Here is a 25,462-nt window from a genome sequence, read left to right as displayed (position 1 = left end):
CGAACGAGGCAGGTAAGCGGGACGAGACGGCGTCGGGTGTCGTCAGCTGCGGGCCGCGCCGCCGTCGTCTGGCGCGCCCTCGCCGGCGGTGGAACGGGTCTCGGGCCCGTTCACGCCCCGCCAGCGGCCGTAGGCCCAGGGCGTATACCACCGGCCTCGCGCGGGCAAGGCGTCCGGCACGTTGTCGATGCCGTGCGTGCCGAACGGCCCGCAGCGGCAGATCCGGGCGACGCCCATCCAGCCGCCGGCCCACAGCCCGTAGCGGCCGATGGCCTCCGCCGTGTAGTCCGAGCAGGAGGGCAGATGCCGGCACTGGCGCCCCATCAGTCCCGACAGCGTCAGCTGGTAGCCCCGGATCGCCCCGCGCGCGGCCGTCCGCGGCGCGCGCCTCGCGGCGGCCTTGGCGGCGTCGAACAGGGCGTCGAGGCGGGTCTCGGGCGGAGGGGTGGCCATGACCGGAAGATGGGGGGCGGGGCGCCGGCGCGCAATCCGCGTGCGGCCGAACCCGTCCTCGACCCGGTACGCAAGCATTCAGCCTGCGTTCAGCGCGACGTCCCTATGAAACCCCACACGACGATGGCGGTTTCGACCCCCATCGACCGAAAGGAGAGCTGCGTTCGTCTCGACCTCCGCAGGACGAGACTCGAGCGTAGCGTTGAAGGAGCATGCACATGAGTGCGAAGACCATGATGAAGCGGCTCGGCCTCGCCGCCGCGACCTGCCTGATCGGCGGCGCGGCTTTCGCGTATCCCGCCCAGGTCTCGCAGGACCTGAACCTGCGCGCCGGGCCCGGGACGGGCTACCAGGTCCTGACCACGATGCCCGGCGGCGCGATCGTCGAGGTCGAGGGCTGCCGCAGCGGCTGGTGCCGCCTCGACTATCGCGGCCGCGAGGGCTGGGCGAGCGCCCGCTATCTCGGCGAGCCGCGGCAGGCGCGCCGGGGCCCGCCCGCGCACGCCCCGGCTTACGGCTATCGCGAGCGCGTGCGCCCGGCGCCGGGGATCACCTTCGAGTTCGGCTTCGGCGCGGACCGGGACTATGATCGCGACCGCCGCTGGCGCGACGACGACTGGGGCGACCGCGACTATTATCCCCGCCGCCGCGGCGACCGCGTCGTCGCCCGCCGCGATCGCGACGGCGACGGCTATTACGAGACGATCCGCATCCGCCGTCCGGACGGGACGGTCGTCGTGCGCCGCGACCTCGACCAGGACGGGCTGTTCGACGATTTCGTCCGTCGGTTCTGAGGACGGCGACCCGGCGTTCATCCGAATGCGCTGGACGCGAACGGCCCGGATCGCCCGATCCGGGCCGTTGTCGTCGGCATATCCGGAGCCCTCGCGCCCGCCCCGCGGCCGGGATATGGTGCGCGCCATGGCCGACCTCTTCTCCGACTCCGCCGACGATCGCCCGCCGAGACCCGCGGGAGACGCCGCTCCAGAGCACGACCTCGCCCGCCCGCTCGCCGACCGGCTGCGGCCGCGCACCCTCGCCGACGTCGTCGGCCAGGAGCACATCGTGGGGCCCGACGGCGCGCTCAGCCGGCTGATCGCGTCGGGCTCGCTCGGCTCGCTGGTGTTCTGGGGGCCGCCGGGCACCGGCAAGACCACGGTGGCGCGGCTGCTCGCGGGCGAGACGAAGCTCGACTTCGTGCAGATCTCGGCGATCTTCTCGGGCGTCGCCGACCTCAAGAAGGTCTTCGAGGCCGCCCGCCAGCGCCGGGCCATGGGGCGGGGCACGCTGCTCTTCGTCGACGAGATCCACCGCTTCAACCGCGCCCAGCTCGATGCCTTCCTGCCCGTGATGGAGGACGGCACCATCACGCTGGTCGGCGCGACGACGGAGAACCCGTCCTTCGAGCTCAACGCGGCGCTGCTCTCGCGCGCCCGGGTGCTGACCTTCCGCTCGCTCGACGAGACGGCGATCGAGCGCCTCCTCGCCCGCGCCGAGGCGGTCGAGGGGAGGGCGCTCCCCCTCGACGCGGACGCCCGCGCCGCGCTCGCGCGCATGGCCGACGGCGACGGCCGCGCGGCGCTGACGCTGGCCGAGGAGGTCTGGCGCTCGGCCCGGCCCGGCGAGGTTTTCGACACGGCAACGCTCGTCGAGATCGTCCAGCGCCGCGCGCCGATCTACGACAAGGGCCAGGAGGGCCATTACAACCTCATCAGCGCCCTGCACAAGACGATCCGCGGCTCGGATCCGGACGCCGCGCTCTACTATCTCGCCCGCATGCTCGACGCCGGCGAGGATCGTCTGTTCATCGCGCGGCGTCTCGTGCGCATGGCGGTGGAGGACATCGGCCTCGCCGATCCGCAGGCGCTCACGGTCGCCAACGCCGCCAAGGACGCGTTCGATTTCCTCGGCTCGCCGGAGGGCGAGCTGGCGCTGGCCCAGGCGGCGGTCTACCTCGCCACCGCGCCGAAATCGAACGCGGTCTACACGGCCTACAAGGCGGCGATGCGCACGGCCAAGGAGCACGGCTCGTTGATGCCGCCGAAGACCATCCTCAACGCGCCCACCAAGCTCATGAAGAGCGAGGGCTACGGCTCGGGCTATGCCTACGACCACGATGCGCCGGACGCCTTCTCCGGCCAGGACTACTGGCCCGAGGCGCTGGGCCGGCAGCAGTTCTACGCGCCGGTCGACCGCGGCTTCGAGCGCGAGGTGAGGAGGCGGCTCGACTGGTGGGAGAAGCTCAGGCGGGAGCGGCGGGGCGGGGCGGGGTGACGCGTACTGTCCCGATCCCGCCGAGGCCAGCTGCCGCACGCATCTCGTGCGGCAGGACGCCGACGATCGACGGTGTGAGCGTGCGGGACCGACGCCTGACCCTCTCCTTCCCTGTAGGGGAAGGTGGCTCGGCGAAGCCGAGACGGATGGGGCGCGGCGCGTAGCGACGCGTTCCGCGAAGCGGAAACGACCGGTGGCCGGCGGTGTCGCCCGTCGAATTCGGCTTCGCCGAACGCGCCTGCGGCGCGCCCCATCCGTCACCGCGCTGCGCGCGGCGACACCTTCCCCTACAGGGAAGGAAAGGGTTCGGCGCCCGCCGAGCACAACGGCGCGGCACGATCTGTGGGTCGAGTGGCCGGAGGGGAGGGAGTCGGCCAGCAGGGCCGGCGGATGGGGAGAGCCGGCGTGAAGCCGTGACGGCCCCTCCGGGCCGCTGACGCGGCCCACCTCCCCTGCGGGGAGATGGCGGCGCCGCCCTCACGGACGGCGCCTTCCTCGTCACCGCGTGAACTTCTTGTACTTGATCCGGTGCGGGATCGTGCTGTCGATGCCGAGCCGGCGCTTCTTGTCTTCCTCGTAGTCCTGGAAGTTGCCCTCGAACCACTCGACGTGGCTCTCGCCCTCGAATGAGAGGATGTGGGTCGCGATGCGGTCGAGGAACCAGCGATCGTGGCTGATGATCACGGCGCAGCCGGCGTAATCCTCGAGCGCGCCTTCCAGGGCGCGCAGGGTGTCGACGTCGAGATCGTTGGTCGGCTCGTCGAGGAGAAGCACGTTCGCGCCCGACTTCAGGATCTTGGCGAGGTGCACGCGGTTGCGCTCGCCGCCGGAGAGGACGCCGACCTTCTTCTGCTGGTCGCCGCCCTTGAAGTTGAAGGCGGCGCAATAGGCGCGGGAATTCATCTCGCGCTTGCCGAGATAGATGATGTCGTTGCCGCCCGAGATCTCCTCCCAGACGGTCTTGTTGGCGTCGAGCGTGTCGCGCGACTGGTCGACGTAGCCGAGCTTCACGGTGTCGCCCACCGTGATCGTGCCGGAATCGGGCGTCTCCTGGCCGGTGATCATCCGAAAAAGCGTGGTCTTGCCCGCGCCGTTCGGCCCGATCACGCCGACGATGCCGCCCGGCGGCAGCTTGAAGGAGAGGTCGTCGATCAGCAGCCGGTCGCCGTAGCCCTTGGTGAGGCCTTCCGCGTCGATGACGTTCTGGCCCAGCCGCTCGGCGATCGGGATGATGATCTGCGCCGTCGCGGGGCCCTTCTCCTGCGACTTCGCGACGAGCTCCTCGTAGCGGGCGATACGCGCCTTCGACTTGGTCTGGCGCGCCTTCTGCGAGGCCGAGACCCATTCGCGCTCGCGCTCGATGGTGCGCTGGCGCGCCTCGTCCTCGCGGGCCTCCTGCATCAGCCGCTTCTGCTTCTGCTCCAGCCAGGAGGTGTAGTTGCCCTCGTAGGGGATGCCGCGGCCGCGATCGAGCTCGAGGATCCAGCCGGTGACGTTGTCGAGGAAGTAGCGATCGTGGGTGACGATCAGGATCGCCCCCGGATAGGTGCGCAGGTGCCCTTCGAGCCAGGCCACCGTCTCGGCGTCGAGATGGTTGGTCGGCTCGTCGAGGAGCAGGAGATCGGGCTGCTGCAGCAGGAGCTTGCACAGCGCCACGCGGCGGCGCTCGCCGCCCGACAGGGAGCCGACGTCCGAATCGTCCGGCGGGCAGCGCAGCGCGTCCATGGCCTGGTCGACCTTGGAATCGAGGTCCCACAGGCCCTTCGCCTCGATCTCGTCCTGGAGCGCCGTCATCTCGTCGGCGGTCTCCTCGGAATAGTTCATGGCGAGCTCGTTGTAGCGATCCAGGATCGCCTTGAGCGCGGCGACGCCGTCCTCCACGTTCTGGCGCACGGTCTTGGCCGGATCGAGCTGCGGCTCCTGGGACAGGTAGCCGACGGTCGCGCCCTCGGCGACCCAGGCCTCGCCGTTCCACTCCTTGTCGAAGCCGGCCATGATCTTGAGCAGCGTCGACTTGCCCGCGCCGTTGGGGCCGAGAACGCCGATCTTCGCGTCGGGGTAGAAGGACAGATGGACGTTGTCGAGGACCTTCTTGCCGCCGGAATAGGTCTTCGAGAGACCCCGCATGTGATAGATGAACTGTCGAGCCACGGCCGGAAATCCTGCTGCGAGTGCTGTCGGGAAAGTCGCGCGCAGGCTTACCAGGGGAGGGGGGCGGCGGCAAGGCGGAGGGCGCCCTCCGGCCGCCCCCGCGACGTCCCGGCGCGCTTCCCCAGCGGCGCGGAACGGATAGTTTAAGCTCTTGGTTGTCGCCTGATCACGTCTCGGCGCCGTCCGGCGCACCCGAAACCGGAGTTCCGCCCGCCCATGGCAGACATCGATCCGCCGCGCTTCACCGAGGCCGCTCTCGGTCCCGTCGCGCTCGGCGCTCTGGCGATCGCCGCCGGCGGAGCGGCGCTCTACGCGTTCGTGCACGGCCGCCGGGTCGAGCGCGAGCGCCATCCCCCGCACGGCCGCACGGTGCGTGTGGACGGCGTGCGGATCCACTACGTCGAGGTCGGCCCGGCGGACGCGCCGCCGATCCTGTTCGTGCACGGCAACGGCGCCTGCCTCGACGACATGCTGCTGTCGGGCCTCGTCGGCGCCTGCGCCGGGCGCTATCGCTGCATCGTGCCCGACCGGCCGGGCTACGGGCATTCCAGCCGTCCGCGCGGGCGCTCCTACGCGCCGGAGGACCAGGCGGAGCTGATGAGCGCCTTCCTGCGCGAGATCGGCGTCGAGGCGCCCCTGGTCGTCGGCCATTCCTGGGGCACGCTCGTCGCCCTGGCCATGGCGCTCGATCCGCGCGCGCTCGTCTGCGGGGCGGTGCTGATGTCCGGCTACTACTATCCCCAGGACCGCTCCGACATCTTCGTCATGGGCCTCCCGGCGACCCCCGTCATCGGGCCCGCGCTGCTGTGGACGCTCGGCCTGCCGACGATGCGGCGCATGGCCCCGAGGCTCCTGGGCCACATGTTCGATCCGCTGCCCGTCCCCGAACGCGTGCTGGCGGACTATCCGTTCGCCTACGGGGAGCGGCCCTCGCAGATGCGCGCGGCGGCGGCCGAGCTCGCCGTCATGCGCGACGCCGCCACCGACCTGACTGCGCGCTACGCCTCGTGCGTCGTGCCGGTCTCGCTGCTCCATGGCGCGGAGGACAAGGCGATGGCGCCGGCGCTGCACACGCAGCGCCTCGCGGCCGAGCTGCCGGGCGCCCGCGTCGCGCTGCTTCCCGGGCTCGGCCACATGATCCATTATTTCGCCCAGGACGCCATCGTCGCCGCCATCGACGAGACGATGGGCCGAGCCTGTCGTCCCGCGGCGTCGTCGCCGGAGGTCGTCGCGCCGCGCGCAGCGGAGTGAGCGGCGCGCGAGAGTGATCCTTTGCGTGCGCCGCAGCGTACGTGTTGAGACGGCGGCGGAACTGCCGCAAGATCGAAGAAGCACGCGTGAGTGTGGGGGTCGTCTGCACGATGAGGTACCAGGAGGGTCTGACGTCCGAGTTCGGGCACGGCGCCAACGGGGCCGCGCTCGACTCCGTCAAGGACGCGTCGGCGGGCATGGAGGAAGCCGAGGGCGCGCGCGTCGCGATCGTCGGCGCCGGGCCCGGCGGTCTCGCCGCGGCGCTGCTGCTGGCGAAGCAGGGCGCGCGCGTCACGGTCTACGAGAAGGACGCCCAGGTCGGCGGCCGCACCAAGACTGTGACGGCGCCGGGCGGCTACAAGTTCGACATCGGGCCGACCTTCTTTCTCTATCCCCGCATCCTGGCCGAGATCTTCGAGGCCTGCGGCGAGCGGCTCGCGGACCATGTCGAGCTCGTCAAGCTCGACCCGCAATACCACGTCGTCTTCGAGGGCGGCGGGGATCTCAAGGCCTCGCCGGACGTGGAGCGCCTCGCGGCCGAGATCGCCAAGGTCGCGCCGGCGGACGCGCAGAACGTGCCGCGCTTCATGGAGGAGAACCGCAAGAAGCTCGAGCTCTTCCGCCCGGTGCTGGAGCAGGCCTTCGGTCGTCCGCTCGACGTCGTCTCGCCGACCATGCTGCAGGCGCTGCCGATGATGCGGCCCTTCTCCAGCGTCGACGGCGACCTCAAGCGCTATTTCGCCGACCCGCGGGTGCGCCTCGCCTTCTCCTTCCAGACCAAGTATCTGGGCATGTCGCCCTACCAGTGCCCGAGCCTGTTCACGATCCTCTCGTTCCTGGAATACGAGCACGGCGTCTTCCACCCGATCGGCGGCTGCGGCGCCGTGTCGGAGGCGATGGCAAACCTCGCGCGCAAGCTCGGCGTCGAGATCAAGCTGTCGACGCCCGTCGACGAGGTGCTCTACGAAGGCGACCGGGCCTGCGGCCTCGTCGTCGGCGGCGAGCGGGTGAACGCCGACGCGGTCGTCATCAACGGCGATTTCGCCCACGCCGCCCGCCGGTTGATCCCCGAGGAGCATCGCCCGCGCTGGCGCGACCAGAAGCTGAAGAAGGCGCGCATCTCCTGCTCCACCTTCATGCTCTATCTGGGGCTCGAGGGCGATCTCGGCGATCTCGAGCACCACACGATCCTGCTCTCGGACGACTACGCCAACAATCTCGCCGAGATCGGCGATTGCCGCCTGCCGACGAAGCCGTCCTTCTACGTCCAGAACGCGGCGCGCACCGACGCCTCCATGGCGCCAAAGGGCCATTCCAGCCTCTACGTGCTGGTCCCCGTGCCGAACCTGCGCTCGGGAACGGACTGGGCGACGCAGGCCGCCGCCTTCCGGGCCAAGACCTTCGAGCGCCTGAAGGTGCTCGGCCTCACCGACATCGAGAAGCGCATCCGCTACGAGCGGGTCATCACGCCCGCCGGCTGGGAGGACGAGTTCGCCGTGAACGAGGGCGCGACCTTCAACCTCGCTCACGATCTCGGCCAGATGCTGTATTTTCGCCCGCACAACCGTTTCGGCAAGGGCGTCTACCTCGTGGGCGGCGGCACGCATCCGGGCTCGGGCCTGCCGGTCATCTACGAGGGCGCGCGGATCACGACGAAGCTCCTGCTCGAGGATCTCGCCGCCCAGCGCGCGCCGAAGCGTTCCCTGTTCCGACGCGCGCCCGAGACGCCGGTCCGCGCTTGACGACAGAAAGGGCTCCCATGCCGCTTCGCTCCATGCTCGCCGGCGTCGCCCTCCTCGCCGCGCTGCCCGCGGCCGCCTCGGCGACGTCGCTGACGGTGCGCGTCTCCGGGGTGGCGCCGGGTGCGGGGCCGGTCTTCGTCGGCCTGTGCGATCGCGATCTGGTCCAGAGCCAGTGCCCGGTCGGCCGCTTCCAGCGCGCGAACGACGGCACGCTGTCCTTCCGTTTCGACGGGCTCCAGCCCGGGCGCTGGGCGGTGGCGGCCTACCAGGACGTGAACGGCAACGGCACGCTCGACACTCAACCGATCCTGGTCTGGCGTCTGCCGAGCGAGCCCTACGGATTTTCCAACGACGTGGGCCGCTACGGCCCGCCGACCTTCAGCGGCGCGGCCTTCCAATTGCCGCCCTCCGGCGGCACGGTGGCGGTCCGCCTCGCGCGCCTGCCGCTCGACGACGAGGACGCCGTCCAGCGGGCCATCGAACGCCAGAGACAGTGAGAGGAGCGTAACGTGAACGGGTCGTCCAAGAAGGTGGCGGTGATCGGGGGCGGGCTCGGCGGGCTCGCGAGCGCATGCGTGCTCGCCGCGCGCGGGCACGAGGTGACGCTCTTCGACAAGAACGCCTGGGTCGGCGGCAAGGCGGCGGTGCTGCACGAGGGCGGCTTCCGCTTCGACATGGGCCCGACCATCCTCACCGTGCCGCGCGTCCTGCACCGCATCTTCGCCGAGGCCGGCAAGCAGGTGTCGGACTACATGGACCTCGTGCGGCTCGACCCGCAATGGCGCTGCTTCTTCGACGACGGCACGCATTTCGACCTGTGCGAGAGCGTCGACAAGATGCGCGCCGACATGAACGCCTACGCGCCCGGCGTCGGCGCCGGCGACGGCTACGAGCGCTTCATCGCCAAGTCCAAGAACCTGCATGAGATCTCCGAGCGGTTCTTCTTCTGGAAGCCGGTCGAGGACCTGTTCGACACGATCAACATCAGGAAGAACTTCGACCCCGGCACCCTGCGCGACGTCTTGGCGCTTCGTATGGGCTTCTCGGTCGCCGGCACGATTCGCTCGCACGTGAAGGACGAGCGCCTCTCGCAGATGCTCGACCACTTCACGCAATACGTCGGCTCGAACCCCTACGGCGCCCCGGCCGTGCTGTGCTCCATCGCCCACATGCAGGTGGCCGAGGGCATCTGGTACCCGATGGGCGGGACCCGGGCCGTCGCCGAAGGGCTGGCCAAGCTCGCCACCGATCTCGGCGCGACCCTGCGGCCCTCCACCGACATCGTCGGCCTCGAGCTCCAGGGCAAGCGCGTCACCGGCGTGAAGACGGCCTCGGGCGAGACCGAGCGTTTCGAGAAGGTCGTGTCCAACATGGACTCGATCCGCACCTATCGCGAGCTCGTCGGCGGCGATGTCGGCAACCGCTACGACAAGAAGGGCTTCGAGCCGGCCTGCTCGGGCGTCGTGCTCTATCTCGGGCTGAACAAGCGCTACGACCATCTCGCGCACCACGACTTCGTCTTCTCCCGCGATCCGGAGGAGGAGTTCCACTGGATCTACGACAAGGGCGAACCCGCGCCGGATCCGACCGCCTATCTCGCCGCGCCGGCGGCGACCGACCCGTCGGTGGCGCCCGAGGGCGGGGAAGCGCTCTACGTCCTCGTCCACACGCCCTATCTGCGCCCGCATCACGACTGGTCGAAGATGTTCGCGCCCTATCGCGAAAAGATCATCGAGAAGCTCGAGCGCACCGGCGGCATGCCGGACCTGCGCGAGCGCATCGTCGTCGAGCGCCACCTCACGCCGCAGGACATCCACGATCGCTACAAGGTGCTCAACGGCGCGATCTACGGCCTCGCCAGCCACGGCAAGTTCCTCGGCGCCTTCAAGCCGGGCAACCGCTCGCGGGACATCGAGGGTCTCTACCTCGCCGGCGGCGCGGCGCATCCGGGCCCGGGCATGCCGATGGTGATGATGTCCGGCTGGATCGCCGCCGACGCCCTCGACCAGGACGCCCGTGGCGGCGGGCTGGCGAAGGCGTCGTGACGAGGCCGTGATGGGGGGCGCCGCCCGACACGCGCCGCGCCGCCATCTCCCCGCAGGGGAGGTGGGCCGCGGCGCAGCCGCGGACCGGAGGGGACGGGGCGGCGAGCCTCACGCCGGTTCCGGTGCGAGGCGTTCTCGCACGACACCGTTCGCGCCGCGCGCGCCGGAGTTCCCCTCTCCCTCGTGGGGAGGGGCTAGGGGTGAGGGGCGTCGTGCAGGTCTCGACCGTCCCGGAAGAGCGCGGCCATCGAGCGCCTTCCTTCCCTGTAGGGGAAGGTGGCTCGGCGAAGCCGAGACGGATGGGGCGCGGCGCGCGAGCGACGCGTTCCGCGAAGCGAAAGCTCCCCGGCGGCCGGCGGTCGCGCCCGTCGATTTCGGCTTCGCCGAACGCGCGTCCCGCGCGCCCCATCCGTCACCGCGCTTCGCGCGGCGACACCTTCCCCTACAGGGAAGGAAGGATGCCGGTGCGTCCAGCAGGGGCCTCGGAGCGTCGCGATCGCGGGAGACGCGCTGAATGCCCGAGGACGCCCCCGACCCCCGCGCCAAGGCGAGGCGGCTCGCCGAGAAGCTCCCGGCCGCCGAGCGCCCCACCGCCCTGCGCGACCCCCGGCGGCTGAAGTTCTTCACCTTCTACTTCCGCCGCTACTTCACCCGGCACATGAACGCGCTGCGCATGCCCCATTGGGGTGCGCCGAGCCTTCCCGACGAGCCCGCGCCGCTCGTCCTCTACACCAACCATCCGGCCTGGTGGGACGCAGCGACCTACATCCTCGCGGGACAGCGCTTCTTCGCCGACCGGCAGGGCTACGCCCCCATCGACGCCGAGATGCTCGCGGCCTACGGCTTCATGAAACGCATCGGCGGCTACGGCATCGATCTCGACAGCGCCCGCGGCGCGGCGAATTTCCTCGCCGCCTCCGCCGACATCCTCCTCCACGACGACGCCGTGATCTTCCTCGCCGCGCAGGGGCGCTTCATGGACGTGCGCGCCCGGCCGATCGGCCTGAAAGCGGGGGTGGCGCGGCTGCCCGAGATCGCGCCGCACGCGCTTTTCGCGCCGCTCGCCATCGAGTACCAGTTCTGGGAGCAGCGTGGGGCGGAGGCCTTCGTCGCCTTCGGCGCGCCGGAGCGCGGCGCGGACCTCCTCGCGCTGGACAGGGAGGCGCGCCGCGACCATCTCGAGGCGCGGCTCACCGGCGTCCTCGACCGGCTGGCGGAGGACGTCGCGACCCGCGATCCGGCGCGCTTCGAGACGCTGCTCTCGGGCGAGGCCGGGGTCGGCGGGATCTACGGGGTGTGGAAGCGCCTGCTCGCGGCGCTGAAGGGCGAGCGCTACGAGGCCGCGCACGGGCGCCGGCCGGAGACGGGAGAGACAAGGCCGTGACCGTGCTCGCCATCCTCGCCCTCGGCTTCGCCGCCTTCGGGGCGCTGCTCGGCGCCATCAACCTCGCCGCCATGCGCACGCCCGCCTACCGGGAGGCGGGGGAGGGGACGCGCGTCTCCGTGCTGATCCCGGCGCGCAATGAGGAGGCGAACATCGGCGCCTGCGTCGAGAGCGCGCTCGCCTCGCAGGGCGTCCCCGTCGAGGTCGTGGTCATGGACGACGGCTCGAGCGACCGCACCGCGGAGATCGTCCGCGCCATTGCCGAGCGGGATCCCCGCGCCCGGCTCGAGCAGGCCCCGCCGCTGCCCGAGGGCTGGACCGGCAAGGTCCACGCCTGCCAGCGTCTGGCGGATGCCGCGCGCGGCACGCATCTCCTCTACGTCGACGCCGACGTGCGCCTCGCCCCGCGCGCTGCGGCCTCGCTCGTCTCCCACCAGCAGCTGAAGCAGCTCGGCCTCGTCAGCGGCGTGCCCCGGCAGGTGATGAAGGGCTGGGGCGAGCTCCTCACCGTGCCGATGATCAATTTCCTGATGCTCGGCTACCTGCCGGTGCCGATCATGCGCACGCGGCCCGATCGCGGGCTCGGCGCCGCCTGCGGCCAGATGATGCTGTTCGAGCGCGCCGCCTATGACGCGATCGGCGGGCACGCATCGATCCGCCACCTGCTGCACGACGGCATCCAGCTCGCCCGGCGCATGCGCGACCACGGCCGCATGACCGACGTGGTGCTGGGCTCCGAGCTCGCCACCTGCCGCATGTACGAGACCTTCGACCAGGCCTGGGCGGGCTTCATCAAGAACGCGCACGAGGGGATGGCCTCGTGGGGACAGCTGCCGGTCTGGACGGCGCTCCTCGGCTTCGGCCACGTCCTTCCGCCGGTCCTGGTGATCCTCGCGCTTCTCGGCATCGGCCCGCTCGTCCCGGCGCTCGGCGCGCTCGTGCTGTCGCTGGGCCTGCGCGTCGCGATCACCCGCGCCACCGGCGAGAGCTGGTGGACCGTGCCGCTCCACCCGGCGACGGTGACCGTCGGGCTCGCGATCCAGTGGGCCTCGCTCCTGAAGCTCGGCCGCGGGCGCGCTTCCGGTTGGAAGGGCCGCGTCTATCCGGCACAATGAGCGCATGAGCACCGCCACCGCGCCGTTCCCGACGAAGACCCACCGCGACGAGAACTTTCCCGTCGCCTCGCGGCTGATCGCCCGGCCGCTGCGCGCGCCGGTCCTCGCCTTCTACCGCTTCGTGCGCGCCGCCGACGACGTCGCCGATTCCGACGCGCTCTCCCCCGAGGCGAAGCTCGCGCGCCTCGCCGCGATGGAGCGGGCGCTGCGCGCCGGTGACGCCGCCGAGCCCCTCGCCGCCGCGCTCCACGACGCCGACGCGCGCTTCGGGGCGGGGATCGAAGAGGCCTGCACGCTCCTCGACGCCTTCCGGCAGGACGCCGTGAAGTCCCGCTACGCCGATTGGGAGGAGCTTCTCGCCTATTGCCGTCGCTCGGCCGATCCGGTCGGGCGGTTCCTGCTGCGCCTCCACGGCGAGTCCAGGACCGCGCAGCCTTCCGCCGACGCGCTCTGCTCGGCGCTGCAGATCCTCAACCACCTCCAGGATCTCGTGAAGGACCGCGCGGCCCTCGAACGCGTCTACCTGCCGGTCCCCTGGATGGCGGAAGCGGGCGGGGAGGGCGCCTTCTTCGACCCCGCCGCCGCCGCCCGGCGCCGCGCCATTCTCGACGCCGCCCTCGACCGGGTCGACGACCTCCTCGCCCGCGCCGCCGAGCTGCCCGCGCGCGTGCGCTCGCGCCGGCTCGCGGCGGAGAGCGCGGTGACGCTCGCGCTCGCCCGCCGCCTCGCCGCGAAGCTGCGCGTCGGCGATCCCGTCGCGACCCGCGTCGCGCTCGGCAAGCGCGACTTCGCCGCCGCCTTCGCCGGCGTGCCGCGTGCGCTGGCGACCTCCGCCGACGCGGCGGACTACGCGGTGGTGAAGCGCGTCGTCGCGGGCTCGGGCTCCTCCTTCAAGCTCGGCATGGCGGCCCAGGCGGCCCCGCGCCGGCGGGCGAACTACGCGCTCTACGCCTTCTGCCGCGTCGTCGACGACATCGCCGACGGCGCGGCCCCGCTGGTCGAGAAGCGCGCCTTCCTCGACGCCTGGCGCCGCGAGATCGACGCGCTGCCCGGCGCGCCGACCCATCCGATCGGCCGCGAGCTCGCCCGCGCCATGCGCGCTTACGACCTGCCGCACGCGGAGTTCCACGCCATTCTCGACGGCATGGAGAGCGACGGCCGCCCGCGCGTGCGCATCCCCGACGCCGCCGCCTTCGACCTCTATTGCCGCCGCGTCGCCGGCGCCGTGGGGGCGCTCTCGATCCGCATCTTCGGCGCGCCCGATGCGCACGATTTCGCCCTCGTCCTCGGCCGCACCCTCCAGGTCGTCAACGTGCTGCGCGACATCGACGAGGACGCCGCCATCGAGCGCGTCTACGTGCCCCTCGACCGCCTCGCCGCGCTCGGAATCGCGGACGGCCCGGCGCAGGCGATGGTCGCCGATCCGCGCTTTCCGGAGGCCTGCGAGGCGCTCGCCGCGCAGGCGCGGGCCGGCTTCGCCGAGGCCGACCGGATGCTGGCGGGCCTCGACCGCAGGGCGCTCAAGCCCGCGATCCTGATGATGGAGGGCTACCGCGCGCTCTTCGCCAAGCTCGAGGCCCGCGGCTATTCCCGGCGCGGCGCGCTCGTGCGGCTGACGAAGCTGGAGAAGGCGCGGCTCCTCCTCTCCGCCCTGCGGAGCCGCCCATGAGGGAGCGCCCACGCCTCCACGTCGTCGGCGCCGGGGTCGCGGGGCTCGCCGCGGCGCTCGCGGCCGCGCGCGCGGGCGCGCAGGTGAGCCTCTACGAGGGGGCTCCGCAGGCGGGCGGGCGCTGCCGCACCGTCTCGCCGCCCGGCGGCTTCTCGCACGACAACGGCACCCACGCCCTTCTCGGCGCCAATCCGCGCGCGCTCGCGCTGCTGGAGGCGGTGGGCGCCCGGGAGAGCTGGATCGAGCCCGAGCCCGCGGGCCTGCCGGTCTACGACGCCGCCACCGGCCGTCTCGCGACGGTGGGCCTCCACCCGCTCGACTGGCTGCGTTCCTCGCTGCGCCCCGAAGGCCTCGGCCTCGCCGACCTGCCGCGGCTGGCGCGCCTGGCGCTGCCGATCGGCGACCGGCCGATCGGCGCGCTCTTCGCCGGGCGGCCGCTGCTCGAGAGCTTCGTCGAGCCGCTCACCGTCGCCGTGCTCAACACGCCCGTCGAGATCGCCTCCGCCCGCCGCCTCGGCCGGGCCCTGCGCCGCGTCGCCCGCCCCGGGGGCGCGCGCCTCTACGTCGCCGAGAGCGGGCTGGGGCCCGACCTCGTCGCGCCGGCCCTCGCGACCCTGGAGCGGCTCGGCGCGCGGGCGGCGACCGGGGCGCGCCTGCGCGGCGTCGAAGGACAGGGCGAGCGGCTGACCGCGCTCGCCTTCGCCGACCGGACCGTCCCGCTCGGACCTTCCGACGGCGTCGTCCTCGCGCTGCCGCCGGCCGAGATCGGCCGGCTCTTCCCGGCGCTCGCCGTGCCCGAGGACTACGAGCCCATCGTCAACGCGCATTTCCGCGTCGCCGGCCCGGAGCGCCCGCGCTTCGTCGGCCTGCGCGGGGCGCTCTCGCATTGGGCGCTGGCGCGGCGCGACCACGTCTCCGTCACCGTCTCCGCCGCGGGCGCGTCCGTCTCGGACGATCCGGAGAGCTTGGCTGCGCGTATCTGGGAAGAGGTCGCCCCGGCGTTGCGGGCGGCGGGCGTGGCGATCGGCGAGCGGGGAGAGGCGCGGGTGGTCAAGGAGAAGCGGGCGACGATCCGCCAGGCGGCGGGGCCGGACTTCCCCCGTCCGCGGGCGCCCTATCGCAACCTGCGCTTCGCCGGCGACTGGCTGAGCCTGCTGCCCGCCACCATCGAGGCGGCCGTGATCTCGGGCGAGGAGGCCGCCCGCGACCTCCTCGGCCGCGGCGCCCCGCGCGCCGCGAGCGCGCCGACGCTCGACCCGGTCCGGAGCGCGCGAGGGAGCGCGCCATGACGCGCCGGGCGCCCCTCACCGTCCTCCTCGCGGCCCCGCGCGGCTTCTGCGCCGGCGTCGACCGCGCGATCCAGGCGGTGGAGGACGCCCGCGCCGCCACCGATCGCCCGGTCTACGTCCGCCACGAGATCGTCCACAATCGCCGTGTCGTCTCCGATCTCGAGGCGAAGGGCGTCGTCTTCGTCGACGAGGTCTCCGAGATCCCCGACGGCGCGGTGACCATCTTCTCCGCCCACGGCGTCGCCCGCGCGGTGGAGGACGAGGCCGCCACCCGCGGGCTCGACGTGATCGACGCCACCTGCCCGCTGGTGCGCCGCGTCCACCACGAGGGCCGCCGCCACGCCGCGCAGGGGCGGGACGTCGTGCTCATCGGCCATCGCGAGCATGTCGAGGTGGAGGGCGTAGTGGGCCAGATCGAGGGCGCCGTCCACGTCGTCGCCTCCATCGCCGAGGTGGAGGCGCTCGCGCCCCGCGATCCGGCGATGCTCGCCTACATCACCCAGACCACGCTCTCCGTCGACGACACGAAGGACATCATCGCGGCCCTGAAGGCGCGCTTCCCCGCCATCGTCGGGCCGGACACGAAGACGATCTGCTACGCCACGCAGAACCGTCAGGCCGCCGTGCGGGCGCTCGCCACCCGCGCCGAGCGCATCGTCGTCTGCGGGGCGCGCAATTCCTCCAACACCAATCGCCTGCGCGAGCTCGCGAGCTTTCTCGGCCGCCCGGCGCGGCTGATCGAGGAGGCGCACGAGCTCGAGGAAGCCTTCGTCGAGGGCGTCTCCGTCATCGGCCTCACCGCCGGCGCCTCCGCGCCGGAAATCCTCGTCCGGGAGACCCTCGCGCGCCTCGCGCTCTGGCGCGAGCTCACGGTCGAGGAGGTCACCACCGCCACCGAGACGACGCGCTTCGCGCCGGTGGAGATGAGCGTTCTCGCCTAGCGAAGGCCGCTCCCGCACGCCGCCCTCCGCCGCTGTTCCCACGATCTCGCGAGTCCCTTTGACAATCGCCTCGCATCGCGCCAAACTCATTCGCATACGAACGACCTCGCGGCGACGAGCGTGCGGCGGACCAGGAAACGCGGGCCCGGAACAGGGGGTCGAGGAGAAGCTCCATGAGCGACACGACGCGCGCCTATCCGCGCGAGAGCCTCTCGGCGCATCCGCCGAACGACGCGCCCGCCTACGCCTCGACGCGCCTGCGCGCGCCCCGCCAGCCGCTCGTGATCCTGCCGCATACGCTCACCGAGCTGACGGGGCCGGTCTACGGGCACGAGAGCGCCGCGCCGGGCGAGAGCGACCTCACCGCCGGCCACGCCGGCCCGCCGCTCGGCGAGCGCATCGTCGTCACCGGCCGCGTCCTCGACGAGGACGGCCGGCCGGTCCCGCACACGCTGATCGAGATCTGGCAGGCGAATTCCGCCGGCCGCTACATCCACGTGAACGACCGCCACGACGCGCCGATCGACCCGAACTTCACCGGCGCCGGCCGCGTCGTCACCGACGAGAGCGGCGGCTACGCCTTCACCACGATCAAGCCCGGCGCCTACCCTTGGCGGAACCACCACAACGCCTGGCGCCCGGCGCACATCCACTTCTCGCTCTTCGGCCCGAGCTTCGTCAGCCGGCTCGTGACGCAGATGTATTTCCCCGGCGATCCGCTGCTCGGGCTCGACCCGATCTACCAGTCGATTCCCGATCCGCGCGCCCGCGAGCGGCTGATCTCGTCTTTCGACATCGAGACGACGACGCCAGAATGGGCGCTCGGCTACCGCTTCGACATCGTGCTGCGCGGGCGCGGCGCGACGCCGATGGAGGACCCGCACCATGGCTGAGCGCGGCGTCACGCCCTCCCAGACGGTGGGCCCCTTCTTCGCCTATTGCCTGACGCCCGAGGCCTACGACGCCCGCGGCATCGCCGGCAACGAGATCGCCACGCCGGATGCGCCGGGCCGGCGCATCCACGTCGAGGGCCGCGTCCTCGACGGGGCCGGCGAGCCGGTGCCGGACGCCATGGTCGAGATCTGGCAGGCGGACGGGGAGGGGCGCTACGCGGACGCGGCCGGCAACGCCGCCTTCCGCGGCTTCGCCCGCGCCGAGACCGACGTCGACGGCCGCTTCGTCTTCGTCACGGTGAAGCCCGGCCCGGTCCCCGGTCACGATGGCGTCTCCCAGGCCCCCCACATCGCCGTCTCGGTCTTCGCCCGCGGGCTGCTCAACCGCCTCGCGACCCGGATCTATTTCGACGACGAGCCCGCCAATTCCGGCGACCCCGTCCTCGCCCTCGTGCCGGCCGAGCGCCGCGACACGCTGATCGCCCGCCGCGAGGCCGAAGGCGTCTACGCCTTCGACGTGCGCCTGCAGGGCGAGGGCGAGACCGTCTTCTTCGAGATCTGAGGAGGCCGCCATGGCCCACCGTCACGTCCCAGCGAAAAAGGTGCAGGTCGGCATCATCGGCGCGGGGCCCGCGGGCCTGCTGCTCGCCCACCTCCTCCACCTCGCGGGCATCTCGTCGGTCGTGATCGAGGCCAAGAGCCGCAAATACGTCGAGGAGCGCATCCGCGCCGGCGTGCTCGAGCAGGGCACGGTCGACGTCCTGCGCGAGACCGGAATCGGTGCGCGCATGGACCGGGAGGGCCTCCTCCACCACGGCACGATCCTGAAATTCGCCGGCGAGGCGCGCCGCATCGACTTCCAGGACCTCACCGGCCAGGCGGTGATGGTCTACGGCCAGCACGAGGTGGTGAAGGACCTCATCGCCGCGCGGCTCGAGTCCGGCGGCGAGATCGTCTTCGACGTCTCGGATACCCGCATCGACGGCATCGAGGGCCGCGAGCCGACGGTCTCGTACCTGAAGGACGGCGCGCGCCACACGCTCGCCTGCGACTTCGTCGCCGGTTGCGACGGCTTCCACGGCGTCTCCCGCGCGGCCATCCCGGCGGACGTGCTGCGGGTCTACGAGCGCGTCTACCCGTTCGGCTGGCTCGGCATCCTGGCGAAGTCGCCGCCGGCCTCCGAGGAGCTGATCTACGCCAATCACGAGCGCGGCTTCGCGCTCCTCTCGATGCGCTCGCCGGAGATCAGCCGGCTCTATCTCCAGTGCCCGCCCGACGAGGAGATCGCCAACTGGCCGGACGAGCGGATCTGGGAGGAGCTGCAGGTCCGCCTCGCCGGCGGCGAGGGCTGGCGGCTGGAGGAAGGGCCCGTGATCCAGAAGGGCGTCACCGCGATGCGCAGCTTCGTCGCCGAGCCGATGCGCCACGGCCGCCTCTTCCTCGCGGGCGACGCCGCGCATATCGTGCCGCCGACGGGGGCGAAAGGCATGAACCTCGCGGTGGGCGACGTGCGTGTCCTCGCGCGCGGGCTCGAGGCCTTCTACCGTGACGGCGGCGAGGACGGGCTCGCCGCCTATTCGGACACGTGCCTGCGCCGGATCTGGAAGGTGCAGCGCTTCTCCTGGTGGATGACGCAGATGCTCCACACCTTCGACGACGCGTCTCCCTTCGACCGGCGCCGCCAGCTCGCCGAGCTCGACTACCTCACCACCTCCCGCGCCGCCGCGACGACGCTCGCCGAGAACTATGTCGGCCTGCCCATGGACTGGGGGCCGCAATGACGCTCTCCGCGCTCGATTCCGCGCTGACGGGGCCGCTCTTTTCGAGCGCGGCCATGCGCGCGGTCTTCGACGATCGGGCGCGGATCGCGGACATGCTCACTGTGGAGGCTGCGCTCGCCCGGGCGCAGGCCGGTCTCGGCCTCGCGCCCACGGGGCTCGGAGACGCCGTCGCGGCGGTCTCGCCGGACGCCTTCGACCTCGCCGCGCTCGGGCGCGAGACGGCGCATGCCGGCGTGCCCTCGATCCCCTTCCTGAAGGCGCTGCGGGCCATGCTCCCCGCGGATCTCGCCGGCGACCTGCACAAGGGCGCGACGACGCAGGACCTGCTCGACACCGCCCAGGCGCTGGCGCTCGCGCGCGCCTTCGCCCTCCTGGCCGCGGATCTCGACGCGACCCTCGCCGGCCTCGCGACCCTCGCCGAGCGCCACGCGCGCACGCCATGCGCCGGGCGCACCTACGGCCAGCACGCGACGCCGGTGACGTTCGGCTTCAAGGCCGCGGTCTGGGCCGCCGGGATCGCCGACATCGCGGCCGAGCTGCCGGCCGTCCGCGCAGGCGTCTGCATCGCCTCGCTCGCCGGCCCGGCGGGGACGCTCCCCGCCTTCGGCGCGCGCGCGCCGGAGGTGGCCGACGCCTTCGCCCGCGAGATCGGGCTCGCCCCCGCGCCGATCGCCGCCCATGCGCGGCGCGCGGAAGTGGCGCGGGCCGGGACCTGGCTCGCGACGCTTCTCGGGGCCCTGGCGAAGATGGCCGGCGATATCGCCCATCTCGCCTCGACCGAGGTGGGGGAGGCGGCCGAGCCCCACGCGCCCGGCCGCGGCGGCTCCTCCGCCATGCCGCACAAGCGCAACCCGGTCTCCTGCACGGTGATCCTCGCCGCGGCGAGCGCCGCCCGCGGTCACGCGGCGACGCTGCTCGAGGGCATGACCGCCGCCCACGAGCGCCCGGCCGGCGCCTGGCACGCCGAATGGCACGCGCTGCCGACGCTGTTCGGCCTCGCCTCGGGCGCGCTTCGCGAGGCGCGGACGCTCGCCGAGGGTCTCGTCGTCGACGCGGCGGCGATGGCGCGCAATCTGGATGTCACCCGCGGCCTCCTCTTCGCCGACGCCGCCGCCGCGGCGCTCGCGTCGACCCTCGGCGCGCAGGCGGCCGAGGCCCGGGTGACGGCCGCCGCCGACGCGGTGCGCACGCGCGGGATCGGCCTGCGCGCCGCGCTCGAGGAGGGCGGGGACCTCCCGGCCGAGGCGCTCGACCGCGCCTTCGATCTCACGCCGTACGTCGCCGCCGCCGCCGCCTTCGTCCCCCGCGCGCTGGCGCAGGTGGAGGCGGCGCGCGCGGACCTCGCGGAGCACGGGCGATGACGTCGCTCCACGCCGTCATCCCCGGCCGGAGCTGGCGAAGCCCGCGCAGGGGAAGGGGGCCCAGCGTGGCACGTCGCGGCGAAGCCGCGGCTATCGGCGGCGACCAGCCGCCTGGTCGGCGGCGACGGAGCGCCTTCGGCGCAGCATCGTTACGCTGGGTCCCCTTCCCCTGCGCCGCTTCGCGGCTCCGGCCGGGGATGACGGAAGGAGAAGCTTCATGAAGGACGACCCCCGCTACGACGCCGGCCTCGCCACCCGAAAGGCCGTGCTCGGCGAGGTGCATGTCGAGCGCTCGCTCGCCAAGGCCGGCGCCTTCGCCGGGCCGTGGCAGGACTTCATCACCCGCACCGCCTGGAACGACGTCTGGAACGACGAGACCCTGCCCTGGAAGACGCGCTCGATCATCGTGCTGACGATCTGCACGGCGCTGCACCGGGAGGAGGAGTTCAAGCTCCACGTCCGCCCGGCGCTGAAGAACGGGGTCACCGTCGCGGAGCTGCGCGCGCTGCTGATCCAGTGCGCCGTCTATGCAGGCGTGCCGGCGTCGAACGCCGCCTTCCGCTGGGTACGCGAGGTTCTGGGCGAGGAGGCCGACGCCCTCGCGCAGCCGGGAGACGGTTGACGCCGCAACTAATTTCATGCTGATTCACGCCCCGGATCGGCAGCGCGCCACGAAAGACGGTGCGTCATCACGCAGGGGAAAAGCCCGGGGAACGGGCCAGCCTAGGGAGAAACCGAGCATGTCCACGCGCTTCATCAAGGGCTTCGCTCTCGCCGCCACGGCGGGCGCGATGTCCATCGCCACCATGTCCACCTCGGCGCTCGCCCAGGAAGTGACGCTGCGTCTCCACCACTTCCTCCCCGCCGCCTCGCAGGCGCACCAGAAGTGGCTCGAGCCCTGGGCCGAGAAGGTCGAGGCCGACTCGGAGGGCCGCATCGACGTCCAGATCTTCCCGGCCATGCAGCTCGGCGGCCGCCCGCCGCAGCTCTTCGATCAGGCCCGCGACGGCGTCGTCGACATCGTCTGGACGCTCGCCGGCAACACGCCCGGCCGCTTCCCCTCGCTCGAGGCGCTGGAGCTGCCCTTCGTCCCGCACGCCACGGGCGAGGTGACGAGCGCCGCCGCGCACGAGTTCTACGAAGAGAACGCGACGGAAGAGCTCTCCGACGTGCACGTCCTCGCCGTCTTCGGTCACGGCCACGGCAATTTCTACACCCGCGAGAAGACGATCGTGCGCCCCGAGGACGCCGAGGGCATGACCATCCGCGTGCCCAACCGCGTGATCAACCAGACGCTCTCGAATCTCGGCGCCAACCCGCAGGGCATCCCGGCCCCCGGCGTGCCGGAGGCGCTCTCGCGCGGCGTCGTCCAGGGCGTCGTCTTCCCCTACGAGGTGGTGCCCGCGCTCAAGGTCGACGAGCTCACCGACAAGGTCGGCGCCTTCACCGGCGACCGCTCGCTCTACACCGCCGTGTTCCTGTTCGTGATGAACAAGGGCGCCTACGAGGGCCTGTCCGACGAGAACAAGGCGGTGATCGACGCCAATTCCGGCCTGGAGCTCGCCACCCAGATCGGCGCCAAGTGGGACGAGTGGGACGAGATCGGCAAGGCCGCCATCATGGAGAGCGGCAACGAGATCACCTACATCGAGGGCGACGCGCTCGAGGCCTGGAAGGCGGCCGGCCAGCCGGTGATCGACGCCTGGGTCGAGGAGCAGAACGCCGCCGGCCGCGACGGCGCCGCCCTCGTCCAGTCGGCGCAGGACCTCGTGTCCGAGCACGAAGCCGCGCTGAACTGAGGCGTACCTTGAACGCGACCGCGAAGCGGCCGACGGCGGCGCTCACCGCCGTCGGCATCCTCCTGGAGCGGGTCAGCGGCGCCGTCGCCGTGCTCGGCGGCGTCGCGCTGCTGGGCATGATCGTCGTCTCGGTGATCTCCATCGTCGGGCGCTCGATCCTGCCTGGCCTCGCCGATCTCGTCGGCCTCGAGTTCCGCGCGGCCTCGATTCCGGGAGACGTCGAGCTCGTGCAGATCGGCACGGGCGTCGCGGTGTTCTCCTTCCTGCCGTTCTGCCAGCTGCGGCGCGGCAACGTCATCGTCGACTTCTTCACGGCGGGCGCGCGGCTTCGCGTGCGCGCGGCGCTCGACCTCGTGGGCAACCTGATCTTCACGGCGCTCGCGGCGCTGATCGCCTGGCGGCTGGTCTACGGCCTCCAGGACAAGCTCGCCTACAACGACACGACCATGGTGCTGCGCCTGCCCGAGGCCTATCCCTTCGCCTACGGCGTCGCCTGCGCCTGGCTCCTCGCGATCGTGTGCGCCTATACCGTCTGGCGCTCGGCCGAGGAGGTCCTGACCAACCGCCCGATCGGGCCTCACGACATCGCCGAGCACTGAGGGGCGCGAACTTCCATGTCGAACGTCGCGCTGGGCGTCCTCTCCTTCGCGGTCCTGCTCGGGCTCCTCGTGATCCGCATCCCGATCGGCGTCGCCATGGCGGCGGTGGGCGCGGCGGGCTTCGTCTATCTCTCGGGGCTCACCCCCTTCCTCGCCTACCTGAAGCAGACCCCCTACGAGGTCTTCGCCAACTACTCGCTCTCGGTGATCCCGCTCTTCCTGCTGATGGGGAACTTCGCGGCGCGCTCGGGGCTCTCGGCGAACCTCTACAAGGCGGCGAACGGCTTTCTCGGGCACTACAAGGGCGGGCTCGCGATGTCGTCGGTGGGCGCCTGCGCCGCCTTCGGCACGATCTGCGGCTCCTCCCTCGCGACCGCGGCCACGATGGGCCGCGTGGCGCTGCCCGAGATGAAGAAGTACGGCTATTCCGGCGCGCTCTCGACGGGGTCGATCGCGGCCGGCGGCACGCTCGGCATCCTGATCCCGCCCTCGGTCGTGCTCGTCATCTACGCGATCCTCACCCAGCAGAACATCGCCAAGATGTTCCTCGCAGCAGCGATCCCGGCGGTGCTCGCCGTGATCGGCTTCATGATCGCCGTGCGGGTCTATCTCGCGCTCTCGCCGGAGAGCGGCCCGCCCTCCGAGGCGATCCCGTGGCGCGAGCGCCTCGCGCGGCTCGCGCGGGTGTGGCCGGTCGTCGTGATCTTCCTCGCGGTGTTCGTCGGCATGAACGGCGAGAACCTGTTCGGCCGGGCGCTGTTCACGCCCACCGAGGGCGCGGCGGTCGGCGCTTTCGGCACCTGCCTCGCGGCGCTCACCTACGGCCACCTGCGCCCCTCCGAGGTGATCGCGGTCTTGAAGGACACCGCCGTTCAGACGGCGATGATCTTCCTCATCCTGCTCGGCGCCGACTTCTACAACGCCTTCCTCGCCCGCACCCAGATGCCGATGGTCGCCGGCGACTGGGTGGCCGGGCTCGGCCTCGCGCCGGTGCTCGTGCTCCTCCTCATCGTCGCCATCTACCTCCTGATGGGCGCGATGATGGATTCGCTCTCCATGATCCTCCTCACCATCCCGATCTTCTTCCCCATCGTGATGGCGCTCGATTTCGGCCTCACGCCCGAGCACACGGCGATCTGGTTCGGCATCGTGGTTCTGATCGTGGTGGAGCTCGGGCTGATAACACCGCCCGTGGGGCTCAACGTCTACATCATCAACGGCCTGGCGAAGGACGTGCCCATGTGGGAGACGTTCAAGGGCGCGTCGATCTTCCTCGCCGCGGAGATCGTCCGCGTGGGGCTCTTGATCGCGTTCCCGGTATTGACGCTGTGGCTGGTGATGTAGGGCGACGCGGGCTCGGCCTGTCATCCCCGGCCGGAGCCGCGAAGCGGCGCAGGGGAAGGGGACCCAGCACGACTTTCCGCGCCGAAGGCGCTCGTTCGCCGCCGACCAGGCGGCTGGTCGCCGCCAGAGGGAGCGCCTTCGGCGCACTTCTTGCGCTGGGTCCCCTTGTATCTTCGTCGGCGACCTTGAGCGCTGCTAAGCTTGGGGTTGCGACGGGGTCGGTAGCAGCCGACCCCGTCGCGGGCGGGACGCGCTCGTGAGTCCCCTCTGGCCGACAACCGTGGGAAGCCTGGGACGCCCGCCCTGTCGCACGCGACCGCACAGTCGCTTGGTCTCCAACGATCGCATGCGCAAGGAAGGCTACCGTGACGACACCGATTTGTGGAGTGGACATCGGCATGGAGCGGCTCGACGCCGCCCTGTCCGGACAGGAGAACGCGAGGAAGCACCTCGTCGTCGAACGAACGCCCGAAGGCGTCGCACGTCTCGCGGAATGGTGCCGCGCGCACCGCGTCCGCCTCGTCGTGCTGGAGGCCACCGGCGGGTACGAGCGCCTCGTCCACCGCCTGCTCTGGGCGGAAGGGCTGCCTTGCGCCATCGCCAACCCCCGCCAGGTCCGCCACTTCGCCGAGGCCATCGGCAAGCTCGAGAAGACCGATCGCATCGACGCCGGCGTCATCGCCGACTTTGGGGCGACGGGAAAGCTGCGCCCCAAGGCGCCGGACGACGCGGCGCAGGCCCGCCTCGGCGAGCTCGTCACGCGTCGACGCCAGCTCGTGCGCGACAAGGTCGCCTGCCAGAACCGCGCACGCCTGGTCGAGGACGAGGCCGTGCGCGCCTCCATCGAGCGCCAGATCGACTTCCTGCGCGAGGAGGTCGCTTTGTTCGATCGCGAGATCGCCGAGCAGACCCGCACCGCCCCGCTCGCCAGCGCACTGCTCGACGCCTTCTGCGAGATCAAGGGCGTCTCGACCGCCAGCGCCGCCCTCGTCCTCGCCGACCTGCCCGAGATCGGGCTCCTCACCGGCAAGCAGGCCGCCAAGCTCACGGGAACGGCTCCTCTCGCCAAGGACAGCGCCACCATCGCCGGCAAACGCTCCACCCGTGGCGGCCGCGCCAGCGTCCGATCCGGCCTGTACCCGATCGTCACCGTTCTCGTCCGCCACAACCCCGACTTCGCCGCCAAGCACGCCGCCCTCAAGGCCAAGGGAAAAGCGCCAAAATCCATCCGCATCGCTCTCCTGCGCAAGCTCGTCGTCCGCCTCAACGCCATCGCCAGAGACGTTCGAAAAGCCCTTGCCGAAAGCCAGCACAATGCCGTAGCCGCTTGACAGACAAGACAGTCGCTTCCCCTCCGCGCCTGCGGCGCTC

At 71.9% G+C, this 25,462-nt stretch carries 22 protein-coding genes; 20 read left to right on the top strand and 2 right to left on the bottom strand.

Translation table 11 applies throughout. The annotated features are described in order from the left end of the window. Window positions 1–42: 42 nt before the first annotated feature. The gene (yidD, locus tag ABL310_RS13860) at window positions 43–453 is read right to left on the bottom strand and encodes a membrane protein insertion efficiency factor YidD (RefSeq protein WP_349367602.1); all 411 of its coding nucleotides are present in this window, start codon (window positions 451–453) and stop codon (window positions 43–45) included. 218 nt (window positions 454–671) lie between these two features. On the opposite strand from yidD, the gene ABL310_RS13855 reads away from it, so the two are divergent. Together ABL310_RS13855 and ABL310_RS13850 are read left to right on the top strand one after the other, a co-directional pair. Beyond that, window positions 672–1,247, top strand: a complete 576-nt coding sequence (locus ABL310_RS13855; RefSeq protein ID WP_349367601.1) for an SH3 domain-containing protein — start codon at window positions 672–674, stop codon at window positions 1,245–1,247. A gap of 127 nt (window positions 1,248–1,374) precedes the next feature. After that, window positions 1,375–2,727, top strand: a complete 1,353-nt coding sequence (locus ABL310_RS13850) for a replication-associated recombination protein A (RefSeq protein WP_349367600.1) — start codon at window positions 1,375–1,377, stop codon at window positions 2,725–2,727. Between the two features lie 498 nt (window positions 2,728–3,225). On the opposite strand, the gene ettA is transcribed toward ABL310_RS13850, so the two are convergent. After that, window positions 3,226–4,878, bottom strand: coding sequence for an energy-dependent translational throttle protein EttA (ettA, locus tag ABL310_RS13845; protein WP_349367599.1), 1,653 nt, complete (start codon window positions 4,876–4,878; stop codon window positions 3,226–3,228). Window positions 4,879–5,094: 216 nt separating this feature from the next. Between ettA and ABL310_RS13840 the strand changes: the two genes are divergently transcribed. The 18 genes from ABL310_RS13840 (at window position 5,095) to ABL310_RS13755 (ending at window position 25,422) form a co-directional block, all read left to right on the top strand. After that, on the top strand, window positions 5,095–6,129 hold the full coding sequence (locus ABL310_RS13840) for an alpha/beta hydrolase (protein WP_349367598.1): 1,035 nt from the start codon (window positions 5,095–5,097) through the stop codon (window positions 6,127–6,129). Window positions 6,130–6,326: 197 nt separating this feature from the next. Further along, entirely contained in the window at window positions 6,327–7,871 is a 1,545-nt protein-coding gene (locus tag ABL310_RS13835) for a phytoene desaturase family protein (protein ID WP_349372061.1), read from the top strand. 17 nt (window positions 7,872–7,888) lie between these two features. Then, complete coding sequence (locus tag ABL310_RS13830; protein ID WP_349367597.1) at window positions 7,889–8,368, top strand: DUF2141 domain-containing protein; 480 nt, start codon at window positions 7,889–7,891, stop codon at window positions 8,366–8,368. Window positions 8,369–8,380: 12 nt separating this feature from the next. Continuing rightward, complete coding sequence (locus tag ABL310_RS13825) at window positions 8,381–9,916, top strand: phytoene desaturase family protein (protein WP_349367596.1); 1,536 nt, start codon at window positions 8,381–8,383, stop codon at window positions 9,914–9,916. 658 nt (window positions 9,917–10,574) lie between these two features. Next, window positions 10,575–11,300, top strand: coding sequence for a lysophospholipid acyltransferase family protein (locus ABL310_RS13820; protein ID WP_374730410.1), 726 nt, complete (start codon window positions 10,575–10,577; stop codon window positions 11,298–11,300). Beyond that, a complete protein-coding gene (locus tag ABL310_RS13815) occupies window positions 11,297–12,415 on the top strand; it encodes a glycosyltransferase (RefSeq protein ID WP_349367594.1) in 1,119 nt (372 codons plus the stop codon). The genes ABL310_RS13820 and ABL310_RS13815 overlap by 4 nt, the downstream gene beginning before the upstream one ends. A 4-nt stretch (window positions 12,416–12,419) precedes the next feature. Beyond that, window positions 12,420–14,084 carry a squalene/phytoene synthase family protein gene (locus ABL310_RS13810; protein WP_349367593.1) on the top strand — a complete coding sequence of 555 codons (1,665 nt, stop codon included), beginning with the start codon at window positions 12,420–12,422 and terminating at the stop codon, window positions 14,082–14,084. Continuing rightward, window positions 14,081–15,373, top strand: a complete 1,293-nt coding sequence (locus tag ABL310_RS13805) for an FAD-dependent oxidoreductase (protein ID WP_349367592.1) — start codon at window positions 14,081–14,083, stop codon at window positions 15,371–15,373. The genes ABL310_RS13810 and ABL310_RS13805 overlap by 4 nt, the downstream gene beginning before the upstream one ends. Next, entirely contained in the window at window positions 15,370–16,314 is a 945-nt protein-coding gene (gene ispH, locus ABL310_RS13800; RefSeq protein ID WP_349367591.1) for a 4-hydroxy-3-methylbut-2-enyl diphosphate reductase, read from the top strand. The genes ABL310_RS13805 and ispH overlap by 4 nt, the downstream gene beginning before the upstream one ends. A 173-nt stretch (window positions 16,315–16,487) precedes the next feature. Next, entirely contained in the window at window positions 16,488–17,207 is a 720-nt protein-coding gene (gene pcaH, locus ABL310_RS13795) for a protocatechuate 3,4-dioxygenase subunit beta (protein ID WP_349367590.1), read from the top strand. After that, window positions 17,200–17,769 carry a protocatechuate 3,4-dioxygenase subunit alpha gene (gene pcaG / locus ABL310_RS13790; protein ID WP_349367589.1) on the top strand — a complete coding sequence of 190 codons (570 nt, stop codon included), beginning with the start codon at window positions 17,200–17,202 and terminating at the stop codon, window positions 17,767–17,769. The genes pcaH and pcaG overlap by 8 nt, the downstream gene beginning before the upstream one ends. A gap of 10 nt (window positions 17,770–17,779) precedes the next feature. Next, on the top strand, window positions 17,780–18,988 hold the full coding sequence (gene pobA / locus ABL310_RS13785; protein ID WP_349367588.1) for a 4-hydroxybenzoate 3-monooxygenase: 1,209 nt from the start codon (window positions 17,780–17,782) through the stop codon (window positions 18,986–18,988). Continuing rightward, complete coding sequence (locus ABL310_RS13780; RefSeq protein ID WP_349367587.1) at window positions 18,985–20,349, top strand: lyase family protein; 1,365 nt, start codon at window positions 18,985–18,987, stop codon at window positions 20,347–20,349. The genes pobA and ABL310_RS13780 overlap by 4 nt, the downstream gene beginning before the upstream one ends. A gap of 217 nt (window positions 20,350–20,566) precedes the next feature. Continuing rightward, the gene (locus tag ABL310_RS13775; protein WP_349367586.1) at window positions 20,567–20,971 is read left to right on the top strand and encodes a carboxymuconolactone decarboxylase family protein; all 405 of its coding nucleotides are present in this window, start codon (window positions 20,567–20,569) and stop codon (window positions 20,969–20,971) included. 118 nt (window positions 20,972–21,089) lie between these two features. Continuing rightward, entirely contained in the window at window positions 21,090–22,148 is a 1,059-nt protein-coding gene (locus ABL310_RS13770; RefSeq protein WP_349367585.1) for a TRAP transporter substrate-binding protein, read from the top strand. An 8-nt stretch (window positions 22,149–22,156) separates the two neighbouring features. Then, the gene (locus tag ABL310_RS13765) at window positions 22,157–22,747 is read left to right on the top strand and encodes a TRAP transporter small permease subunit (RefSeq protein ID WP_349367584.1); all 591 of its coding nucleotides are present in this window, start codon (window positions 22,157–22,159) and stop codon (window positions 22,745–22,747) included. 15 nt (window positions 22,748–22,762) lie between these two features. Beyond that, window positions 22,763–24,091 (top strand): TRAP transporter large permease, encoded by a 1,329-nt coding sequence (locus tag ABL310_RS13760; protein WP_349367583.1) that lies wholly within the window; start codon window positions 22,763–22,765, stop codon window positions 24,089–24,091. A gap of 365 nt (window positions 24,092–24,456) precedes the next feature. Beyond that, window positions 24,457–25,422: an IS110 family transposase gene (locus ABL310_RS13755; protein WP_349367582.1), complete on the top strand. Its 966-nt coding sequence runs from the start codon at window positions 24,457–24,459 to the stop codon at window positions 25,420–25,422. Window positions 25,423–25,462 lie beyond the last annotated feature (40 nt).

It is taken from the genome of Salinarimonas sp. (assembly GCF_040111675.1).
In the GTDB taxonomy this organism is placed as follows: Bacteria; Pseudomonadota; Alphaproteobacteria; order Rhizobiales; family Beijerinckiaceae; genus Salinarimonas.
The sequence above is the reverse complement of the archived record's forward strand: the minus strand, read 5'-3'. Positions and strand labels throughout refer to the sequence as shown.